This is a genomic window from Microcoleus sp. Pol11C3 (assembly GCF_036701485.1).
In the GTDB taxonomy this organism is placed as follows: domain Bacteria; phylum Cyanobacteriota; class Cyanobacteriia; order Cyanobacteriales; family Microcoleaceae; genus Microcoleus.
Genome location: NZ_JAUBQW010000078.1, coordinates 1 through 21,289, shown reverse-complemented (window position 1 = coordinate 21,289; position 21,289 = coordinate 1). Strand labels below are relative to the sequence as shown.

The window sequence follows — 21,289 nt, the reverse complement described above, 5'->3', positions numbered from 1 at the left end:
GTAGAGCCTGCGTCAGCTACGCTAGGGCAGAGCCTGGTAGCGGCTACTGTTTTTACTTTTAGTAGTGCTTTAAAAACATAAAAGCCAGTGCCAAGCATGAATCATTTAGAACTCGAACAAGAAATTGGGAAGATGGCTAGAGCGATGATGACTCGCAATAGCTTAATTGGTAAAGATTTGATTGCTGATCTCAGAGGGCGGCTGTCTGTTGACAGTGTAGCTGCTTTGATGATTGTCAGTATTGAGCGTTTGATTTGGTATGACTGCGAGTCGGTTATCTGGAGTTTGAGCTATTTGATTCCTGCTGACGTAATGGAAGAAATTCGCCGGATTACTGCGCTGGTTGTTTGCCAGCGGTTGATGTGCAAGGGTTTTGTGCTGGGAAAAGATTTTAGTATTGATGCAACAGGCCAGTTGATGTTGAGTGAGGATGCTAAAACAGCGGTTGTGGTTGCTTGAATTGGGCAAGCAGAAGTTTGATCGCACTATCAGATTTGCAGTTAAACTTTGGGTGCCCTAGGACTCTTTGGGTAACTGCAAACGTAATTCGTGATGCGGTAAATAGTTGCGTGATTCACGCTGATTTGAGATTCACAGCAACTCTAACAAGCGATGAGTGCGGTTAGCTAAAAAACCATCTTACGAGAGGAAAATAGTTAGTTTCGACCGCAAATTGTTGAGGTTGTTACTGGCAGTGTGTACGGGCGATCGCCCTGTATCAAATTTTTCAGATTTTTAGTGGAATTACAGTTTTACTCCAGGTATGGTTTGATGTAGAATCATCCCTAAGATAGATACAAAATATTATGAACCTAATTCAAAACTTGGAAGCGGCTTGGTATTACCATCTAGGTTCGCGCCACCTCGAAGCTAACGATGATCATGGTGCTCTGGCCAACTTTAACAGAGCTTTGAAGTTGCAATCAGATCATTATAAGGCTTGGTTCGGCCGAGGTATGGCTCTGGGGAAATTAGAACGGCACTTAGAGGCGCTGAAGAGTTTTGATGAGGCCTTGGCGGTGGAGCCGAATGCGAGCTTTGGCTGGCACAACCGGGCTATTGCTTTAGGAAAGTTGGGCCAGTGGTTGGAAGCTCTCAATAGTTTTGACCGGGCTCTGGAGTTCAGTCCGTGCGCGGCGAGTATTTGGCACAACCGGGGACTGACACTGATCGATATGGGGCTGTACGAGAAGGCGGTTCGGAGTTTTGATCGCTCTTTAAATTTGTACCCGGAGGCTGCTTGGGTGTGGTACAACCGAGGTAATGCCTTGTTGGAACTCAAGCTTTACTATCAGGCGCTCAACAGTTTTGAGCGGGCGATCGAGTTTAACCCAGACGACGCGAAGGCTTGGTACAATCGCGGTATAGCTGCCAACTCAATGGGACTTTACAAACAAGCAGTGGCTAGTTTTAGCCGATCGATCGCTCTACAACCGGGCAGATCCGAAGCTGTGGGCGAACGGAGAGTTGCTTTGGAGAAATTAATAAGTTTAAATCAGAGAAATGCCAAGTTTACTCCCACATCTGAGCGTCCCTTTGAAGATTATTTGATTTGGTACAACCGGGGTGTGGAATTGGCGCGAAAAGGCTGCTACTCTGAGGCGATTGCTTGCTACGAAACAGTCTTAGAAATAAATCCTGATTTTGCTAACGCTTTTTACAATAAAGCTTGCTGTTATGCGCTACTGGGATTTGCTGATTTGGCTCTTGACAATTTGCAGCGGGCTCTTGAGTTTATCCCTAATTTATACCGAGAGTTAGCTTTAGCTGACTCGGATTTAAGCTGCATTTGGAAACAAGAACGTTTTGAAGCGCTGATCCAAGGTTGATGTTACGCAAAAAACAGCTCGCCCCATTGGCGAGCTGTTTTTTTTTGGGCGACGCAAATTCGATCGCCCGACAGTGTTTGTGCAATCTTTGCTATTGCACAGAAACTCGGATTGAGGACTTGACCGGCCTCTTGGCAACTACGATTACCCGGTAGATGCCGGACTCGGGGAGTTGAGCAAAAGTTTGACCTTCGCCTTGATCCAGGAGTTGTCCCGACGGAGATTCGATCGCCAGATCTAGATTTTTGTTGCTAGCTGTCGCCCTAATTGTCTGTCCCTGCTTGCCTTGAAGCGTGATGGGCTGGATTTGGTAGCCGGACATTTTGAGTTTGACTGTGGCTTGTTTTTCCTTGAATGCTATGGGAATTGCGCGATCGGGCCTATAAGTCCATTTAGCGTTAAAATCGCGTCCCAGTACGAAGCTGGTGGTTTCACCTTTGGGGGTAACTCGCACGCGATAGATGCCTGACTCTGGCAACTGACCCATCCACTGATTGTCTGCTTTTTCAATAACCCCCATATTTTCACCATTGGGACTGTACAGTTCGGCTGTCAGTTGTCCCGCCCACAGGGAGAGAGTGAGTTCTCGCCCTTTGACGCCTTCAAAAATATAGGTGGTGGGTTGGTTGATGGTTTCTCGGATTTCCGAGGTTGACATTCGCTTGATCGGTTCGAGGTTGGGAACTGATTCTGAGGTAACGGGTTGGTTAAAGGTTTCTGTAATTTCCGAGGCAGCCATCAGGTCGCTCGGCGCAATTTTGGGGGCTACTGGGCTGGCAAATACTGATTTTGCCGTCATCATGAGTAGCATTCCAGTCAGTAAAATTAGTTTTTTCATGTTGCACTTCCGAGGGGGTAAGGAATTGTATATGGTTACTTGTGTTTGCCTGTTTTCACCGGATTAAATCTGGCGATAGCACAGAGGCTACAGGAGGATATAGGATACAGGTAAATATCCCGTACTTGCACAAAACCTGCTGGTAGCAAATTGGCAGTGCGGGAGCTAAGGAATGAGAATTAAATAACTTACAATGCGTGATGGTTCTTGTGGGATGGGCGTCCAGCCCGTCCAGAAAGGGCGGGCGGGACACCCCATAAACTTGTGTAAATATATTTAATTCGCGATCCTAAGTAGTAGCCTCAGTTTGTCGGGACATTTTAATGATACTCCTTACGCATAATATCATCACAGAATATTAGTAATTTGGTCTAGGAAAATTAAAGCTTTTTCCGAGGTTCTTGCTAAAAAAAGGCCCACACCCAAAAAACGCGGTGTCTTGGCTCTGAGAGGAGCGTTGCTACTAGAAAACGGCTAGCCCCCCTACGGGGTTACGACCCCTACTATTACCTATTTTTGGACGATAGCCTAATTATCTAGGGCGCTGCGAACCCCACCTTACCATATTTGTAGCGTGTCAAACCATTTTTTGCGTAAGTTTTGATGCTGTATGTTTGAAGGGCGGATTTAGTTATTATCTCTGATAAAAACGAGTTTATCACGGCAAAATCAGCCCTTCAACAATAGGTTGATTTGTACTAGGAACCTGATAGGATTTTCAGGTAAGCTTGTACTGTGTTGAATAAGCCCATTTCTAGCGCTTCTGCAATTAAAGCATGACCTATTGATACTTCTAGGATATCAGGAATCGAGCAAAATTTAGCTAAGTTTTGCAAATTTAAATCATGTCCGGCATTCACTCCCAAACCTGCTGATTGAGCGGCTTGAGCTGCTAAGACATATTGTTGAAAAACAGAGTCTACTTGGTCTTCGCGAAAAGCAGTTGCATAGGGTTCCGTGTAGAGTTCTACTCTGTCGGCTCCAACTTCTTTTGCTAGCGGCATGAGCTCAGCATCTGCGTCCATAAACAGGCTGACTCTGATGCCATTATCTTTTAATTTTTTAATAATGGGTAAGAGCCGATCGCGATTTGCGGCAATATCCCAACCGCTATCCGATGTTAGCACATCGGGAGCGTCCGGGACCAAGGTACACTGAGCCGGTTTTACGTCGCAAACTATATCCATAAATGGCGGCTGAAACGGATTTCCTTCGATGTTGAACTCAACGGTTAACATTTTGGCTAATTCGTAAACATCGGTAGCTTTGATGTGCCTTTCGTCGGGGCGGGGATGAACGGTAACGCCGTGAGCTCCGGCAGCAATTACTGTTTTTGCGGCTTCCGTGACGCTGGGGATGCCGATGTTTCGAGAGTTTCTGAGGAGGGCGATTCTGTTGATGTTAACGCTGAGTTTAGTCATGGGATGTTACTTTTTAAGGTTGATGCTACTATGTTAATCGCTTTCGGTACGAAACCTTGAGCCTATTGCGTTCGTGTTAGGGTGTTATCAAAGTAAAAATTAGCTTCTGCAAGCGGTAAACTTTCTCTAAAAAAAGCTTCAGCTATCTGCTGTTTTGCTGCCAAATCTTCAAGGTTGGCGATGCAGAAAAGGGGTGCGACGCGATCGACTATTTCCGGCGGAAAATCGCGGCTGAAATATTTGAGTTCAAAGTCGTATCTGTGAGGACGGTAAATCATGCCCAACAGTTCGACTAAGGGTAGAAGCGTCCAATTGTGATAGTTGCCGATCGCATCTACTAAATGTTCCCGATAAATCTCTTTTTTTACCAGAGGTTGAAGCAAATCGAAACGGATTTTAATTTCGTTGAATCTCGACTGCATTGTAGATAAATGTTTGCTTCGATCCAAAAGCGGGGGTACAATTAGATTAGCTTTGTCAAAGGCAATCGGGACTTGTCCGTGTCTCTCTATTTCAAGGAAATCGTTGCGGCTGCTGCGCCGGAAAACGGCAAAATCAATTAGCAAAAACGGCGGGGTTTCTTTGAGCAGCCAGAAGCACTGCGACTGACTGTGCCAAGCGGGTTCGGGAACTCGATATTTGAGTTCGATTTCGCCAATTTCTGCGAGGGCTTTTTCAACAATCTCAAATGTTTCTTCCACGCAGTTATCTTCAACCACAACCGCAATATCGAGGTCGGACCACTCGTCGGTGTATCCGTGGGCTGCTGAACCTCCTTGCCACAAAGCGAGAACAAAATCTAAAGGTTGTAAGGTAGAAACAATCTTTTCGAGAATGATTGGTCTCATGGAATCAAGCTATACTCTTTGTTTTCCCGGGCTTGCACAAGTTTAACAAACGATCGCGTGTTGAGATAGCTCCGCGACAGTTGTCCGAGGAGTTGCTAATGCTTTCGGTTGTGCACTGCTGCCAAAAATTACACGGGAAGCTGCAAGGGAAAGTGGCAATCTTTGGGAAACTGCGATCGCCCGCGATTGAAAATCAGCCTTAAATTCTCAGAATCCGAAACTTGCCCGCTGTCCGGTAACATGAGAAAGGATTAATTTTTAACAGCGCGGCATGGCTACTATTTGGGAACTCGACTTTTACAGCCGTCCAATCATAGACGAGCGAGAGAAAAAAAAATGGGAAGTGTTGATCTGCGAAAGCCCGCTGAATGTAGGCGACAAGGCCGAATCTCTGTTTCGCTACTCGCAATTTTGCTCCAGTTCTACCGTGAATTCCCTGTGGCTGGCGGGTGCAATTAAAGAGGCGATCGCCGCAGCACCGAAACGACCTGAAAAAATCCGCTTTTTCCGCCGCCAAATGGCGAACATGATTACCAAAGCCTGCGAGGACTTGGACATTCCAGCCGCCTGCAGCCGCCGCACCCTCGCCCTCAGCCTGTGGCTGGAAGAACGGATGCAAGACGTTTATCCCGCCGAAGCGGGCTATCAACCGGTTGTGAACCCGAGCGTTCAATTTATACCCGAAACGCCAGTTGCGCTGCCGGATGCTTTAATCGGCGAAAAATGGGCGTTTGTGAGTTTGCCGATCGCAGCTTTTGACGAAATGTCCGAGTGGGATATCGGATTTGGCGAAGCTTTCGGACTGCCGATGACACGCCTCGCCCCAGAAACGCAAATTCCGGGACTAATTATCTACTCGTCGAGAGCAGCAGCCCTGGCAGGTTGGATGTCGGGGTTGGAGTTGGCTTTTCTGAAATTTGAGAGCGGCCCACCAGCTAGGCTGGTATTAGATACGGGAGCTAATGATCGCTGGATTTTAGCTAATCTCAGAGACACAGCAACTGAGAGAGAAGCGAAAGGATTTGAAGCCGCTAAAAAGCAAGCAAAAAAAGTACATTTCTTAGCAATTCAGTCGAATTCCGAATCGGAATCTTTTGCAGGATTTTGGCTGCTGCACGAACTAACTATTTAGTCATTAGTCATTAGTCAGCACTCATCAGTCAGCAGTTAATCTACAGTTATTTAGAAAGAGAGTTAACAGCTAGATTGACTAATGACTAATGACTAATGACTAATGACTAATTAATTACCGATCGCCCATTACCAACCACCGAGAACAATGACCAATCAGCAATCAGCAGAACAACTGTTAGAACTAGCCACCAAAGCAGGTGCAGAAGCTGCTGAGGTATTGGAATCGCAATCGCTCTCACGGCCGGTCTTTTTTGAAGCAAACCGCCTCAAACAGCTAGAAACTGCCCAAGCAGAAGGCATTGCACTGCGGCTGTGGCGGGATGGGCGGCCGGGTTTGGCGGTGGCCTACGGGCCTGTGGAACTGCAAATTTTGGTGGACAGGGCGATCGCGCTTTCACAACTCAACGAACCGGAAACCATCGAACTCGGCACCGGTGAGAAAGTTGTTTATCCCGATCGCGGAGTGTCGGTGCCAGCCGAACAGCTAGTAAACTGGGGAAAAGAGGCGATCGCGATCGTCCGCGAAGCCTATCCAGAAAGCCTCTGCACCGCCGAACTCGACTGCGAAATCGAGAGCACCCGCTTGGTGAACACCAGAGGCTTGGATTCGAGTCACACCGACACCACCCTCAGCGGTTACTTATCCGCAGAATTAGTGCGGGGCGAAGATTTCCTCAACATTTGGGAAGGCGAAACCGAACGCGGCACCCTCGACTTAAACACAAGTGCCAAGCGGGTTTTGCAGCGTTTAGAATGGGCGAAAGATAATGTTGCTCCCGCCACGGGCCGCGTGCCGGTGCTATTTACAGCCAAAGCCGCCGATTTGCTTTGGGGGACTGTCTGTGCGGCGTTGAACGGCAAACAGGTACTCGAAGGCGCTTCGCCTTGGAACGATCGATTAGGCCAACAAGTGACATCGCCGCTTGTCACCCTCTCGCAGCAGCCGGATATCGGGCCTTATAGCTGTCCTTTTGACGACGAAGGCACTCCGACTCGGGCGATCGTCTTTATCAACAGCGGAGTGTTGCAGCTATTTTATACCGATCGCACCACCGGTCGAGCCTTGGGTAGTGGCACCACCGGCAACGGATTTCGCCCAGGTTTGGGCAGCTATCCGACGCCGAGTTTGTTCAATGTTTTGATTAAACCAGGTTCGCTTTCGCTAATGGATTTAATCGCTAAATTAGACGACGGAATTGTAGTCGATCAAATGCTTGGCGGCAGTGCCGGAATTTCCGGCGATTTTTCAATTAATGTCGATCTCGGCTACCGAGTCAAAAAAGGTCAAATAGTCGGCAGAATCAAAGACACAATGGTAGCTGGCAACGTCTACAGCGTCCTCAAACAATTAGTAGAATTGGGAGGAGACTCTGAGTGGAACGGTTCTTGCCACACACCGTCTGTAATTGTAGAGGGATTGTCCGTCATCGGGAAGAATTAAAGTCAGTTGGCAGTTGGCAGTTGTTAGTAGTCAGTAGTCAGTAGTCAACAGTCAACAGTCAACAGTTAACAGTCAACAGTCAACAGTCAACAGTCAACAATTCCCACACATAATATGCGTATTTGTTTTATCGGCGATTCTTTTGTAAACGGTACTTGCGATCCAAAATGTCTCGGTTGGACAGGACGGATTTGCGCGGCTGCTTGCGGACAAGGACACGATATTACCTACTACAATTTAGGAATCAGGGGAGAAACCAGTGCCGATATAGAAACTCGTTGGTTCAACGAAGTTTCTTGCCGCTTACCTCACTACGGCGACGGCAGAATAGTATTTTCCTTTGGCGTCAATGACACTTACCTAGAAAACGAAAAAATTCGCATAGAAGTTGAGAAATCAATTGAAAATGCCCGCTCTATTCTCACATCAGCCCAAAATATATTTCCAGTATTAATGGTAGGGCCACCGCCAGTTATCGATGCCGATCGCACAATCCGGATTGCCAACTTATCCGAACAGTTTTCCCAAGTTTGCAAGGAGCTAAATGTGCCTTATTTAGATGTCTGCACCCCGCTGCAAAACTCGGAAATCTGGCAAAAAGAACTTACCGAAAATGACGTTTCCCATCCCCGCGCCGCCGGTTACGCTGAATTGGCTAAAATAGTTCACAATTGGGACGGTTGGAAAGCTTGGTTTAAAAATATCAATATATCAGATCAAGAGACAGTAACGCTGTTCCGAGCCGTCGGCAAAAAAGAAATGGAACTGATTAAAGAAAGCGATTTTCTGGCATTTCCGCCACGCTTATCCTTTCAGCCTACTTTTTATCCCGTACTTCACAAAGCCTATGCCATACAAATCGCGCGAGATTGGAATACAAGAGATGCAGCATCGGGATATTTCGGCTATGTCACGCGCTTTCGGGTTGCGGCAGAATTATTAAAAAAATATCCGGTTCAAAATGTGGGCAGTTCGATTCACCAAGAATATTGGATTCCCGCCGAAGAATTGAGCGAATTCAATCAAAACATTGTGGGAAAAATTGAAATTTTTGCGGAATATCAACCCTAAACTCGGAGCGAAATATGCTAGAATTTAATTAATTTTAAGTAGTGAGTTTTGGCTCCTAAGCTGTTGTGCATTTAAATTGAATGTCAAAAAATAATCAAAGTTTTGTGGGGTGGGCGTCTCGCCCGCCCTGAATATGCAATTTAAATGCGTGACAGCTTACGGCACTCTGATAGATTGGGAAAAGGGAATACTGCTAGTCTTGAGACAATTGCTGTCAAGTCGCGAGATAGATTTGGGTAAATCGTAGACACGAAAAAACAGGATTTGCGGCGACACTGCCGGCCAGCGACCAGGCTGATTTAGAAGTGCCGGATTTGAAAACACTGGTGGAGGCTATAAGGTAAAAAAATCGCAGATTGATATCAAATCCGGTAGCATCGGAATTACAGCAGATTTCAGGTAAGTATCGAAGGGTTTTTTGCTAAATTGCTATCGAGTAGACAATTCTCAGGTCATCTACGCTATTTATGCCGTACATAACTATCCCTAAACAATTTAGGGAACCTTCCAGGGTCATCAAATCTCAACTGTTTTTACGACCGAAACGCCTCGCTATTTTTGAAGCTTGTCTGATCGGTTTAATTTCAGGACTCGCTGGGGTTTTGCTAAAATTAGGAGTCGGATGGCTCGGCAGTTGGCGAGTTGCTACCTCGACAGTAATTCCAGCTTGGATATTACTCCCCAGCGTCGGTTTATGCGGCGGGTTGCTGACAGGTTTCTTGGTTGAGCGTTTTGCTCCCGAAACTGCCGGGAGCGGCATTCCTCACGTAAAAGCGGCTCTCGGCGGAGTCAATCTTTCCTTAGATTTGCGAGTAGCTGTGGCCAAACTTCTGACGACTATTTTAGCAGTTGGTTCCGGTTTAACTTTAGGGAGGCAAGGCCCGACTGTGCAAATAGGAGCATCTTTGGCCGGCTGGATAGGTCACTTGATGCCTACTTCCCCAGACTACCGCCGACAATTGATTGCTTGCGGTGCTGCTGCAGGATTGGCTGCTGGTTTCAATGCTCCCATTGCAGGAGTTTTATTTGTAGTTGAAGAACTGCTGCAGGACGTTTCGGGATTGACTTTAGGGACTGCAATTATCGCTTCATTTATCGGTGCAGTTGTCTCGCAGCTTTTGGGTGGCGATAGTTTAAGTTTGAACCTTCGCGCGTACCAAACCAGTTTTGATGCTCACGAAATCCCGTTTTATATACTGTTAGGAGTTTTAGCGGGATTGCTGGGAGCTTTGTTCACCAAAGGAATTATTGCTAGCTTGCAATTTAACAGGCGATCGCTCAAATTAGCTTTGCCGGCGCGAATGGCTCTAGCTGGCATAATCTGCGGTTCAGTAATAGCTCTTCTCCCAGAAAACTTCCGCAACAATACGGGTTTGCGGGAGTTTTTGCTTACGGGTGAAGCAAGCGGCATAACGAGTTTAATTGCTTTTGTAGCTCACTTTTTTCTGACAATTATTTCCGCTGCTTCTGGAGCTCCGGGAGGATTGTTTTCCCCTGCCCTAGTTATGGGTTCTGCACTCGGTCACATGGTGGGCATTGTGCAAGCAGATTCCCTGGGCCTCGGTTTGCCCGTAACTTACGCTTTGGCGGGAATGGGAGCGTTTTTTTGTGCGGTTTCTAGAGCGCCGATTACTGCGGTAGTAATTGTGTTTGAAATTACGGCTGATTTCAAATTAGTGCTGCCTTTGATGATCTGTTCTGTAGTTGCTTATTTAGTCGCGGAAAAGGTAGAAGGTGGCTCTTTGTACGATCGCCTTTTGGAGTTTAACGGCATTCAACTGACGCAGGCAAAAGCTGCCAGCAATACTTTGAGCGACTTGCACGCAGATGACGTGATGCAGCGCCGAGTTGAAACTCTTTCGAGTATGCTGACTTTCGATGAAGTGATGCAGGCTTTTTCGCGATCGCACCACCGAGGATTTCCAGTCGTTGAAGATGGTAAATTAGTCGGAATTGTCAGTCAAACCGATTTAGCAAATGCCAGTGAGCGCAATTTCTCCGGCAACTCCCTGCTCAAAGAATTTATGACTGTACAGCCGATCGCAGTCAAAGCAAAGGATACTTTAAGCGAGGTATTATACAGGCTCAACAACTACAATATCAGCCGCTTGCCAGTCGTAGAAGGCCGCCGTTTGGTGGGAATTATTACCCGCAGCGACATTATCCGAGTTGAATCCGATCGCCTCAGCGGAGAAACAACCCAGGGCCCGCATCCAGAACCTTCCTATGTTGTCTATCAAACCAAAGCTCCGCAAGTCGGAAACGGCCGCTTATTAGTGCCGCTTTCCAACCCCCAAACAGCACCCGCTTTGCTGCGCCTGGCTGCGGCGATTGCGCGCGATCGTAATTACGAATTAGAATGCCTGCAAATCATCTTAGTACCGCGCAACAGTTCCCCCTCAGAAAGCGCAGTGCGGACAACCAAAAGCCGCCGCCTGCTGCAACAAGCCGAGCGAATTATTCGCAATTGGAACTTGCCAGTACACACCCAAATACGGGTAGCTCATGACGTGCCTAACGCGATTCTGGAGACAATTAAGGAGGGTCATATCGATTTAATTTTGATGGGCTGGCAAGGCGAATTATCCACAAAAGAACGCATTTTTGGTGATGTGGTCGATACCGTAATTCGGCAAGCCGGCTGCGAGGTTATTTTGGTGAAGTGGAGCGAAAAACTATTAGCAACACGCAAGAAAGTTGACGGCGCAGATCATCCCACATTGGCGATCGGCTCAGATTCATCAGCGACTCCAGAGACTGAACTTTCCCCGCCGAATTCAGACATTCCAGGGCCAGAATTGGGGCTGCACACGCTGATGGGTTTGCACCGCTGGTTGGTGCCTATTCGCGGCGGTTACAAGCAAGCTGCGGCTTTGCGACTGCTACCAGCTTTGGTGGCTGCGAGTGCTGTACCGGAGATTAAATTGTGTCAGGTTCACCAGCCTTCTGTTGCAGAACCCGATCGCGGAGAATTAAAGCAAGCAGCGGAGTTTATCAAGCGCAGGGTTAGCTGTTCGATAATAGCGACTTCGGTTTGCGCTCAATCGGTTTCTGATGCTTTAATTGATTTGGCTCAGAACGATCAGTGCGATGCGATCGTCCTGGGAGCCAGCCGCGAAGGGCTGCTGAAGCAGGTGATTCAGGGGAACATCCCGGAAGCTGTGGCGCGCGGGTGCGACTGTACAGTCATTTTAGTGCGATCGGCCAATTAGTCATTAGTTAGTTGTTATTTGTTGGTATTGTAATCTTCTAATCTTGTTCCCAGGCTCTGCATGGGAATACATACTCTCCAATAACCAATAATCAATAACCCATAACTCATAAACATGGTTCACTTTAACGTTGCCTTTCAATACTTTAACTCCTTCGCCGACATTACGCTATCCCTGGCGACAACTTTAGACAAAATGGGAATTCCTATTTCTGTCGAACCTTCGACAATTGCCTCTTACGTTACCCGCAATTCCACAGACGAATACAACCACCTGCTAGCGAAATGGATGAACACCGCACCCTCAGATTTATTTCAGATAAAATGGTCTCATTACTGGAAACCTTATTTTTTAAAAGAACTCAAGGGACATCTCAATTTAGAATTTTTTGCTATCAATTACGAATTCGCCAAAAACAGTGATGATTATGATTACTGGATTTACGATGCTGTCAACAATTCCTCCCACATTCTAGCAGTTAGCGAATACTCTAAAAACGTTTTAATCAAAGCTGGCTGTCCGGCAAAAAAAGTCTCAGTTATACCTCTAGGCTTCAATCCTTTAATCTCGCAACTCTATTCTACCAGACCGCAAAAAACCAAAAAAGATATAAAATATATTCTGCACATGACCAATTCTTTTGATTTGTATAGATTTGGCACCGATCTCGCCATTCAAGCATTTTATCAAGAATTTAAAGATGATGCCAACGTAGAGTTAATTATCAAAGATGGGGGCAAAAATCCTGATCTCATAGTGGAACATCTCGTAAATATCGAAAAGCAATTCGGGAAATTAAAGTCAAAAATTCACGTAAGACCTAAATTTTATAATAAAGCAGAACTAGCAGATTTATACTTATCAGCAGATGCTTTTTTAGCACCGTTTCGGGGCGAAGGTTTTGCGATTAAAATTTTGGATGCCTTTGCTGCCGGTTTGCCCATCGCTATGACTATGTACGGCGGTCCGACTGAGTACGCCAATCCTGATAACTGCTATCCCATTGCTTACGATCTAATTCCCGTCGGAAAGTGTTACGATACTCAGGCTCTAAAAATCAGAAATGATCCTTATTGGGCCGAGCCAAATGTTCAGTCTGTTCGCGAACAGTTGCGAAAAATTGTTGAAGACCCGATGCGTTTTCAGGTAGCTCAAAAAGCTAGAGAGACGGCGGATTTATTTAATTGGGAAACTGCCGCTCAAAAATTGCTAAGATTAATGCGAAAGTTGTTTTAGGAGCAGAAATTATGGGACTCGAACGCAAAATGTTTAGGGGAATGTTTTCACCGGGGGAAGTGGTACGGTTGAAACAGCCTTGTTTTACTCCTGGGCGATTGTTTGAGGCAGGAAAATATAATGCTGATGAGTTGCCGGATATCGCTTTTGATATGGGTTTGGTAGACCATTTGCCACCAGTCAAAGGCAACAGTTCAGAAAATCTCAATGCCCAGAACCCGCCCGCTCAAAACCTTGAGGACTAAACTCCCGTTTGCAGTAAGGACTTCAGTCCTAAAAATCCCTGTTTGTAGTAAGGACTTTAGTGCTGAAAATTAAAATAAATAATCAAAGACTCAAGTCCTGACTGCAAAAAAGATACAGCCAATTTAACCATTTTGCTCTATCTGGGCAATTAACTCTTTCAAAACTTGACTAGCTTTATCGTTCTCAATCTGACAAGTTCCGGCATTCTGGTGACCACCGCCGCCATATCTTAACATTAACTCCCCAATATTAGTTTTAGAGGTTTTGTTAAAGATTGACTTACCAACTGCGAAAACAGTATTTTGTTGTTTCAGTCCCCAAAGTGCGTGAATCGATATATTGCACTCGGGGAACAAAGCGTAAATTACAAAACGATTACCCGCATAAATCACATCTTCGTTACGCAAATCCAAAACAACTAAATTATTATAAACTTGGGCGCAGCGCTGTATTTGCTCTTTAAATTTTTCTTCTTGCTCGAAGTAGAGGTCTACTCTTTCTTTTACATCAGGAAGCTGCAAGATTTCATCGATGGTATGATTTTTGCAGTAATCGATTAACTGCATCATTAACTGATAATTGGAAACCGTAAATTCTTTAAACCTTCCCAAACCGGTTCGGGCGTCCATTATGAAGTTTAACAGCACCCATTCTTCGGGATGCAAAACCTCTTCTTGGGCAAATTGAGCGGAATCAGATTTGTCAACGGCCGCCATCATAGCCTCAGAAATATCAGGAAACTTTGCTCGACCTCCATAATATTTGTACAGTACCCTAGCTGCAGAAGCTGCATAGGGATCGATGATGTGGTTGATTTTGATTTTCTCGTGTCTAAGAGTTTCGCTGAAATGGTGATCGAAAGCTAGATGAACTCCATCAACATAGGGTAAATTGGTGCTAATATCGTTATTTGTTATTTCGATTTTCCCATCCTGCATATCTTTAGGATGCACGAATTTAATCTCGTCGATCATATCGAGTTCTTTGAGCAAAACGGCACAGACAAGACCGTCAAAATCGCTGCGGGTGACTAATCTGTATTTTTTAGTGAGTGGCATATGCTTCTGTGATGGGGAGGAACTGATCACCAGCTAATATAACGTATTACCCGATCGCTTTCCAATATGAACCCAGACCCTTACGCTTGGATAGAGAAGTCCCTGGACACTGTTCGCCGCGCCCATTGGTATCGATCGCCAGAATCGATCGAAAGTTCTCCCGGGCCTGTAGTAAAATTAGCAGGCCGTCGGCTGATTAACTTTGCCAGCAACGATTATCTGGGACTTGCCGGCGATGACAGGTTAATTCAAGCCGCTATGGCTGCAACTAAGGAATTTGGTACGGGTGCGACGGGTTCGAGGTTGCTAAGCGGACACCGCGATTTGCACCGACAGCTAGAACAAGCTATTGCTAATTTAAAACAAACTGAAGATGCTTTAGTATTCAGTTCGGGATATTTAGCGAATTTAGGGGCGATCGTATCCGTTGTCGGCAAGCGCGATTTGATATTATCTGACAAGTACAACCATTCGAGCCTGAAAAACGGAGCCACACTCAGCGGTGCAACTGCCCTAGAGTACCATCACTGCAATCTTGAGGATTTAAAGGCCAAGCTAGAGCAAAATCGCGCAAGATACCGCAAGTGTTTAATTATTACCGATAGCGTCTTTAGCATGGATGGGGACTTGTGTCCGCTACCGCAGTTGTTGGCTGTGGCCGAAACCTTTAACTGCATGGTATTAGTAGATGAAGCTCACGCTACAGGAGTTTTTGGTGGTAGCGGTGCCGGTTGTGCAGAACATTTCGGGTGTACGGGAACACCACTGATTCAAGTGGGGACACTCAGCAAAGCTTTGGGAAGTTTAGGTGGTTACGTTGCGGGCTCTGCTGCTTTAATTGATTTTCTGCGTAATCGAGCTGCGAGTTGGATTTATACTACAGCATTGACGCCTGCTGACGCGGCGGCTGCTTTGGAAGCTGTGAGAATTGTACAGCAAGAACCAGAACGCCGAGTTCGGTTGCGACAAAATATCGAAACTTTCAAATATTGCGCGATTACCAATCACCAATTACCAATTAGCAATTCCCTCTCCCCAATTTTCAGTCTTCCGTTAAAAGATGCAGCCTCCGCTTTAACAGTAGGCAGCAAACTCAAGGAGATGGGTATTTTTGCTCCGGCGATTCGGCCTCCGACTGTAAGCGTGAGTCGAATTCGGATTTCGCTGATGGCAACTCATGAACTCGCACACCTTCAGCAGTTGGTAGAGGCGCTGAAGCAAGTTGTGAGTTTTGAGTAAATGTTGGGTACGTCATAAGTACCTTACCCTTTGGGTAAATGTTGGAAGATGGGGAGAATTTCTACTTCTGCCTTCTGCCTTATGCAGCTCTAGCCTTATGCAGCTCTAGCTTTCTGCCTTCTGCAGCTCTAGCGTTCTGCCTTTTTTTTGATTGTCAAGATATCGCTATTGACTTATGACCAATCTTATACAGGAGTTTGGTCGATCGGTCAACAACTGTAAATTTTTTGTAAATTTAGATACTTTTTGGAATTTAGCGCTATATTAGAGAAGTAGCAGGTACACCAAATTTAATATAAGGAACGTCCACCATGAACACAAATCGTCAAAACGTAAAAAAAGTAGCAGAAACCCACCGCGCTAACATTCACAAGCAACTGATGCACCGCATAGAAGTAGCGAGATCCAGTGGCAATCAAGATTTGGTTCGGGTGCTTGAAGAGGAAATGAGACAGCTTTAAAGAAACTGCAACTAGAATTTGCCCGTAGTTTGGTTTAGAGGGTTGTGCGAGAAATGCAGAATTCCGGCAACCGCTACCTGTGAAGTTTTGACTCCTCTCTTAGTTGGTAGGAAAAGCCCCGGTTTCTTGAAGAAGCCGGGGTTTTTTATTGAGAAGGAATAAAAAAGAAGCAAGAGGGAACACCAGCGGAACTCGACTCATGGAAAATCAGGAAAATTAAAAGTTTTGCCCAATAAAAAAAATGAAATTATTCCTCCTTAATTTTTTCAACCAACCATCCGGCATCTGTCCGAGCTAACGACTCAATAAGCGCAGGAATAAAGTACACTAATGTGTGTGCTATTCCTTGTAAAATTGAGCAATTTCCTAGGAAAGTCAAGCAACTAATCGGGAGAAAATCTTGCCAGTACCCTCCAGCTTGAATTCAAAGAAATCATCTTGCTGGTAATAAACTTGTGTGGACTTGGCGCTCAAAAGTTTAGCCGATAAAACGGGTAAAATAATATATCAAATTAAACACGGCTGCTATCAAATTATTTAATTGAGCAACTAAAACGTCCAGTTTGATGTTTATAGTCTAATTTTTTGGTGCTGGTACACGAAGCTGTGACACTTGCGTAACTCCTGCCAAATTTCTCTGTAATGCCTCAAGTCCCTAAACACCCAAAGACCTAGCCGAAGCCCTCAAGGGCAGAGCTAAAAGAACGCGAAATTAACAAAAGTCAGAAGTCAGAAATAAAATGTAATAATATAATATTGAAAATGGATTGAGATAGATTTTCATGGTTGACTGTCCAAGGCAGCTTGGCCAAAATTTAAGAATAGTAAAAATACTTAATAGAACAAAGTTGATCTCTATAAAGCCGAACATCGGCTAGCAACTGCAATATCCAAAAAATATATAGGTAAAATTGATGGCGACAGACATCCGACACCAGCCGGAAAACGGCTACCACTCAGAACCAACTCAGCCTTCCCCAACAGAAAATCTCAAGATGCGATCGCCGATGCGCCTGCCGAGAACCCTGAGTCCCCTTGAAACGTGGGGCTTCGGGATGACTGGTCATATCTTGTGGGTTAGCATTGCACCTGCAATGCACGCGGCTCTTGGGCCAAATGCCATTTTGGTATGGCTGCCCGCCGTACTGGTGGGGGTGATGCTGAACCTGCAAGTGAAACGCTTAGGGGAACACTGGCCAGAAATGTCCGGCGGAACGCCTAACTATATCACCGGGCTACTGAGCAACTATCCGCTTCTGAGCAGCTATGTGGCGATCGGCTACTTCGCTGGCTGGGCACTATATCCGTCAATAAACGCGATCGTAATTACGGCGCTAATCAAAGCTAACCTAGAACCCTTGGGCATCGCCTGTCCAGAAACGCCGCTAAGAATTGGATTCACACTAATCGCTTATATTCTGGCATTTAGCGGCAGTCGCGCCTTAGCGATCCTGCACGCATTTTTCATTATCCCGGCAGTGGGATTCCTACTGGTGTTTACCATTCAAGGCATGGGATGGTTAGCCTTCTCCCCAGATAGCCCCGGATTTTTCCCCACCAGTTGGCCACCTTTAACCTTTATTGACTGGGCCAAGTGGTCATTCTTTGCGGTCTACGGTGCCTGCGCCTGTGAAACGGCTTCCTCGTTTGTCGCCGACAGCCGCCGTCCGGGGGAAACTTTGCGGGTTATGAACTTAGCCGCTTGGCTGATTCCACCCGTGTATCTGGGGAGTTCCTGGGTACTGATGCGCTTAGCAACCTCCCCAGAACTGGGCGAGGACTCGTTTAAGAACCTATTAGCTGCCGCCTCACCATTCTGGGGTCAGTCAGCTTCATTAATCGTCACACTCCTGCTGGCCTCAAGCTGCCTTCTTTGTTCCGCCACTGCGGTTTCCAACTCCCCCCGCATCTTGTACCAACTCGCTCTAGACGGGTACGTTTCCCCCGTCTTCGCTTTCATCTCCCGACGGGGCGTTCTGGAACCGGCCCTGCTATTTTCCCTTTTACTCAGTTTGATCGGTCTGCTTTGGGGAGATATAACCGATATCGTGGTGGTCGGTGGTGCTAGTTACCTGATAATGCTGATGGCATTTTATCTAGGACTGTGGCTGCGTCGAGGCTCGCCTGAAGTGCGATGGCCTTGGTGCGGGGCAGGCTTCTTCTTTTTAGTTGCAGTTGTTCTGGTTGTCGGAGGCTTGAACTGGAGTTGGCAAGACGTGACGATCGGCTTACTGTTGCCTGTGGCTATTTTGGCAGTGGATGCGGTTATCCGTCGCATTTCCTTTGCGCCGTTCCATCGAGCCTGGTGGATTCGGCATTACAGGGCGGGGCGCAAGAGCCAGATCGTAGATTTTGTGGCGTTTCAGGTTATAGTCCTGATTGTGCTAGTATGTAGCGCCGTCAGTATTGGCTGGGTTTTTAGATCCCAATTAGATGGTAACTCTAGCGTTGGCTCTAATCTTTTGGCAGTGCTGATCTTGACAGTCACTTTTGTCGGGGTGGCTGTTGCCTGCTGGACGAGTTTACCCCAAGTTGTCTCAATGGACGAGGCACGAGAAGCCGCGGAACAACTTTTTGTAATTGCCATAGACGCGATTGTAGTGCTCGATGAAAATGGGATGATTCGTCAGGCTAACCCAGCATCTGAACGTCTATTTGAGTTAAGCAGAGGTGAATTGAGCGGGAGTCACTTGAACAAATTACTCCCCGGATTGGCTTTTGAGCCAGAACGGTGGCCTAGCCGCAGCGAACAAACCCTGAACCTGCCCACTGAAGACTCGCGCATCCTGGAAGTTGCCATCTCAAACCGATTCTCCCAAGAGGCTTCGCTTTCCAATCAAGAGCTACAAGAATATGTGGTGATTCTGCGCGACATCACCGATCGCAAACAAGCCCAAGAAGCCCTACAAAAAGCGAATGAGGAACTAGAAATTAAAGTTGAGAATCGTACATCTCAACTCAGCCATACTGTAGAGCAATTGCAGAATGAAGTTGAAGAGCGCCAGCGGATAGAAGCAAATCTCAGAGCGATGCAAAATCAGATTGTTGTCCAAGAAAAACTAGCTTCTCTAGGAAGTTTAACCGCAGGCATTGCCCACGAAATCAGAAACCCATTAAACTTTGTCAACAATTTCTCAGAACTTTCTGCTGAATTAACCGAAGAACTGTTTGAAGAACTGGGAAATCAAGGAGAACGGTTAGCACCCGAAACAAAGGAATATATTGCCGAGCTGTTAACCGATCTCAAAGAGAACCTTAAAAAAATTAATCAACACGGTCAAAGAGCCGACAAAATCGTTGGCAATATGCTGTTGCATTCTCGCGGACAAAGCGGCCAGTGGGAAGCCACAGATATAAATAATTTATTGGCCGAATATATCAATCTAGCCTATCACGGGATGCGAGCCAAGGAAACTGCTTTTAACATTACCATAGAAACCAACTACGACAATGACATAGGCGAAGTAGAGGTCGTGCCACAAGACATCGGCAGGGTTTTTCTTAACATTATTAGCAATGCTTGCTATGCAGTCTATAAAAAGCAGCAAGCAATGGGAGAAGAATTTTCACCGCTGCTTGACGTTAGAACTCGAAATCTGGGTGACGCGATTGAAATCCGCATTCGCGATAATGGCCCAGGTATAAAACCAGACGTACTCGATAAAATTTTCAATCCATTTTTTACGACAAAGCCACCAGCCGAAGGTACTGGTCTAGGTCTTTCTATCAGTCAGGATGTTATTGTGCAGCAACATCGAGGAGAACTAAAAGTCGAAACAGAAGTTGGAAATTACACAGAATTTATAATCACCTTGCCAAAAAAAGTAGCAGACATTAAGGAGTTTAAAAAATGAAAGTAATGGTGGTAGACGACGAGGAAGATATTCAGTCACTGTTCAAACAGAAATTTAGGAAAGAAATCAAAGCAGGGCAAATAAAATTTTATTTTTGCCTATCAGCAGAGGCAGCTTTGAACTACTTAGAAAACCAGGACGAAGCATCTGTTGTCTTGATTTTATCGGATATTAATATGCCCGGAATGAATGGGCTAGAACTGCTCAGGATTCTCAAAGAAAAGTTTCCCGACTTAAAAGTTTTTATGATTACCGCTTATGGAGATGAGAGAAATTACCAAACCGCAATGGCTTATGGAGCTGATGACTATATTACTAAGCCTGTTAATTTTGATACACTAAAAAATAAAATCATCAACTTGGAGTAAATTCACAAAAAAACATATTTGGTAATGGTAATTGGTAATTGGTAATTACTAATTAAAAGCAGTACCTCACTCGATTGAAAACTGCTCGATTGCATTTTCCTTCTGTCCTTCGATAGCGCTAGATTTTTAGGCTTTTTCATAGCAAATAAAAAATTAATATGTCAGCGAAAATACTGTTTGTGGATGATGAACCCGATTTAGAATCTCTAATTTCCCAGAGATTTAGAAAAAAGCTCCGCGCGGAAGAATGGCAGCTTTTTTTTGCCCATAATGGCGTACAAGCGCTGGAAAAATTGAAAGAACACCCGGAGCTAGATATAGTAGTGACCGACCTTAATATGCCTGAAATGGATGGCCTGACTTTACTCTCTAAACTTAATCAGATAAACCTCCCCTTCAAAACAATAGTTATATCCGCCTATGGCGACCTGAAAAATATAAGAAATGCGATGAACTTGGGTGCTTTTGACTTTCTAACCAAGCCGATAGATTTTCAGGATCTAGAAATTACCCTCAACAAAACGCTGCGCGTCGTGCAACAGTTAAAAGAAAACCAGCATTTGCGACAATCAGAAGCGTGGGCTAGAGAAGAAGCTCAGCATTTACAGAACTGTATGCAAGACCTACAAAAGACCCAAGCTCAACTGATTCAGACCGCAAAAATGTCTTCTTTGGGTCAAGTGGTTGCGGGGATTGCCCATGAAATTAACAACCCCGTCAACTTTATCTACGGCAATATCAGCCACGTCAGTGATTATATCCAAGACCTACTGCACCTGCTGCATCTCTATCAGCAGCAGTACACTCCTCCCACTTCTGAGATTCAAACTGAAATCGAAGCCATAGATTTGGAATTTCTGATAGCAGATTTACCGAAAATTCTGGGTTCAATGAAAGCGGGTGTTGACCGGATTCAGAAGATTGTTTTGTCTTTGCGTAACTTCTCAAGGTTGGATGGGGTGCATCTCACTTTTGCGAATGTGTCACAAAAGAGTTAAAATGAAAAACCTAGTAAAATCGTCAAATAAAGATG

The 21,289-nt window shown here is 45.6% G+C and carries 16 protein-coding genes and 1 pseudogene; 13 read left to right on the top strand and 4 right to left on the bottom strand.

Annotated features, from left to right (window positions below; genetic code table 11):
* Positions 1-96: 96 nt before the first annotated feature.
* Both QUA40_RS17850 and QUA40_RS17845 read left to right on the top strand, forming a co-directional pair.
* The gene (locus QUA40_RS17850; RefSeq protein ID WP_333128145.1) at positions 97-459 is read left to right on the top strand and encodes a hypothetical protein; all 363 of its coding nucleotides are present in this window, start codon (positions 97-99) and stop codon (positions 457-459) included.
* 347 nt (positions 460-806) lie between these two features.
* Positions 807-1,829, top strand: coding sequence for a tetratricopeptide repeat protein (locus tag QUA40_RS17845; RefSeq protein WP_333128143.1), 1,023 nt, complete (start codon positions 807-809; stop codon positions 1,827-1,829).
* A 91-nt stretch (positions 1,830-1,920) separates the two neighbouring features.
* Here the strand turns inward: QUA40_RS17845 and QUA40_RS17840 are convergent, their stop codons facing one another.
* From QUA40_RS17840 to QUA40_RS17830, 3 genes are all read right to left on the bottom strand, one after another.
* Entirely contained in the window at positions 1,921-2,667 is a 747-nt protein-coding gene (locus QUA40_RS17840) for a hypothetical protein (protein WP_333128141.1), read from the bottom strand.
* Positions 2,668-3,365: 698 nt separating this feature from the next.
* Positions 3,366-4,088, bottom strand: coding sequence for a pyridoxine 5'-phosphate synthase (locus QUA40_RS17835; protein ID WP_333128139.1), 723 nt, complete (start codon positions 4,086-4,088; stop codon positions 3,366-3,368).
* Between the two features lie 62 nt (positions 4,089-4,150).
* On the bottom strand, positions 4,151-4,936 hold the full coding sequence (locus QUA40_RS17830; protein ID WP_333128137.1) for a nucleotidyltransferase domain-containing protein: 786 nt from the start codon (positions 4,934-4,936) through the stop codon (positions 4,151-4,153).
* 271 nt (positions 4,937-5,207) lie between these two features.
* Between QUA40_RS17830 and QUA40_RS17825 the strand changes: the two genes are divergently transcribed.
* The 6 genes from QUA40_RS17825 (at position 5,208) to QUA40_RS17800 (ending at position 13,275) form a co-directional block, all read left to right on the top strand.
* Positions 5,208-6,068 (top strand): Tab2/Atab2 family RNA-binding protein, encoded by an 861-nt coding sequence (locus QUA40_RS17825; RefSeq protein ID WP_333128135.1) that lies wholly within the window; start codon positions 5,208-5,210, stop codon positions 6,066-6,068.
* A gap of 147 nt (positions 6,069-6,215) precedes the next feature.
* Entirely contained in the window at positions 6,216-7,511 is a 1,296-nt protein-coding gene (locus QUA40_RS17820) for a TldD/PmbA family protein (RefSeq protein WP_333128132.1), read from the top strand.
* A gap of 114 nt (positions 7,512-7,625) precedes the next feature.
* Positions 7,626-8,582, top strand: a complete 957-nt coding sequence (locus QUA40_RS17815; protein WP_333128129.1) for a GDSL-type esterase/lipase family protein — start codon at positions 7,626-7,628, stop codon at positions 8,580-8,582.
* Positions 8,583-9,049: 467 nt separating this feature from the next.
* On the top strand, positions 9,050-11,794 hold the full coding sequence (locus QUA40_RS17810) for a chloride channel protein (RefSeq protein ID WP_333128126.1): 2,745 nt from the start codon (positions 9,050-9,052) through the stop codon (positions 11,792-11,794).
* 114 nt (positions 11,795-11,908) lie between these two features.
* Positions 11,909-13,030, top strand: a complete 1,122-nt coding sequence (locus QUA40_RS17805) for a glycosyltransferase family 4 protein (protein WP_333128123.1) — start codon at positions 11,909-11,911, stop codon at positions 13,028-13,030.
* An 11-nt stretch (positions 13,031-13,041) separates the two neighbouring features.
* Complete coding sequence (locus tag QUA40_RS17800; RefSeq protein WP_333128120.1) at positions 13,042-13,275, top strand: hypothetical protein; 234 nt, start codon at positions 13,042-13,044, stop codon at positions 13,273-13,275.
* Between the two features lie 123 nt (positions 13,276-13,398).
* Here the strand turns inward: QUA40_RS17800 and QUA40_RS17795 are convergent, their stop codons facing one another.
* Positions 13,399-14,334, bottom strand: a complete 936-nt coding sequence (locus QUA40_RS17795; RefSeq protein WP_333128118.1) for an exopolyphosphatase — start codon at positions 14,332-14,334, stop codon at positions 13,399-13,401.
* A gap of 66 nt (positions 14,335-14,400) precedes the next feature.
* On the opposite strand from QUA40_RS17795, the gene bioF reads away from it, so the two are divergent.
* The 5 genes and pseudogenes from bioF to QUA40_RS17770 all read left to right on the top strand — a co-directional run.
* Entirely contained in the window at positions 14,401-15,573 is a 1,173-nt protein-coding gene (bioF, locus tag QUA40_RS17790; protein ID WP_333128116.1) for an 8-amino-7-oxononanoate synthase, read from the top strand.
* Positions 15,574-15,884: 311 nt separating this feature from the next.
* Positions 15,885-16,034, top strand: coding sequence for an arginine synthesis PII-interacting regulator PirA (pirA, locus tag QUA40_RS17785; protein WP_172185012.1), 150 nt, complete (start codon positions 15,885-15,887; stop codon positions 16,032-16,034).
* Between the two features lie 914 nt (positions 16,035-16,948).
* Entirely contained in the window at positions 16,949-19,888 is a 2,940-nt protein-coding gene (locus tag QUA40_RS17780; protein ID WP_333128114.1) for an ATP-binding protein, read from the top strand.
* Positions 19,885-20,256 carry a response regulator gene (locus QUA40_RS17775; protein ID WP_333128112.1) on the top strand — a complete coding sequence of 124 codons (372 nt, stop codon included), beginning with the start codon at positions 19,885-19,887 and terminating at the stop codon, positions 20,254-20,256. Before QUA40_RS17780 ends, QUA40_RS17775 begins: the two co-directional genes overlap by 4 nt.
* A gap of 158 nt (positions 20,257-20,414) precedes the next feature.
* Positions 20,415-21,245 (top strand): annotated as a pseudogene (locus tag QUA40_RS17770) (response regulator); the annotation flags it as partial.
* Positions 21,246-21,289: the final 44 nt, after the last annotated feature.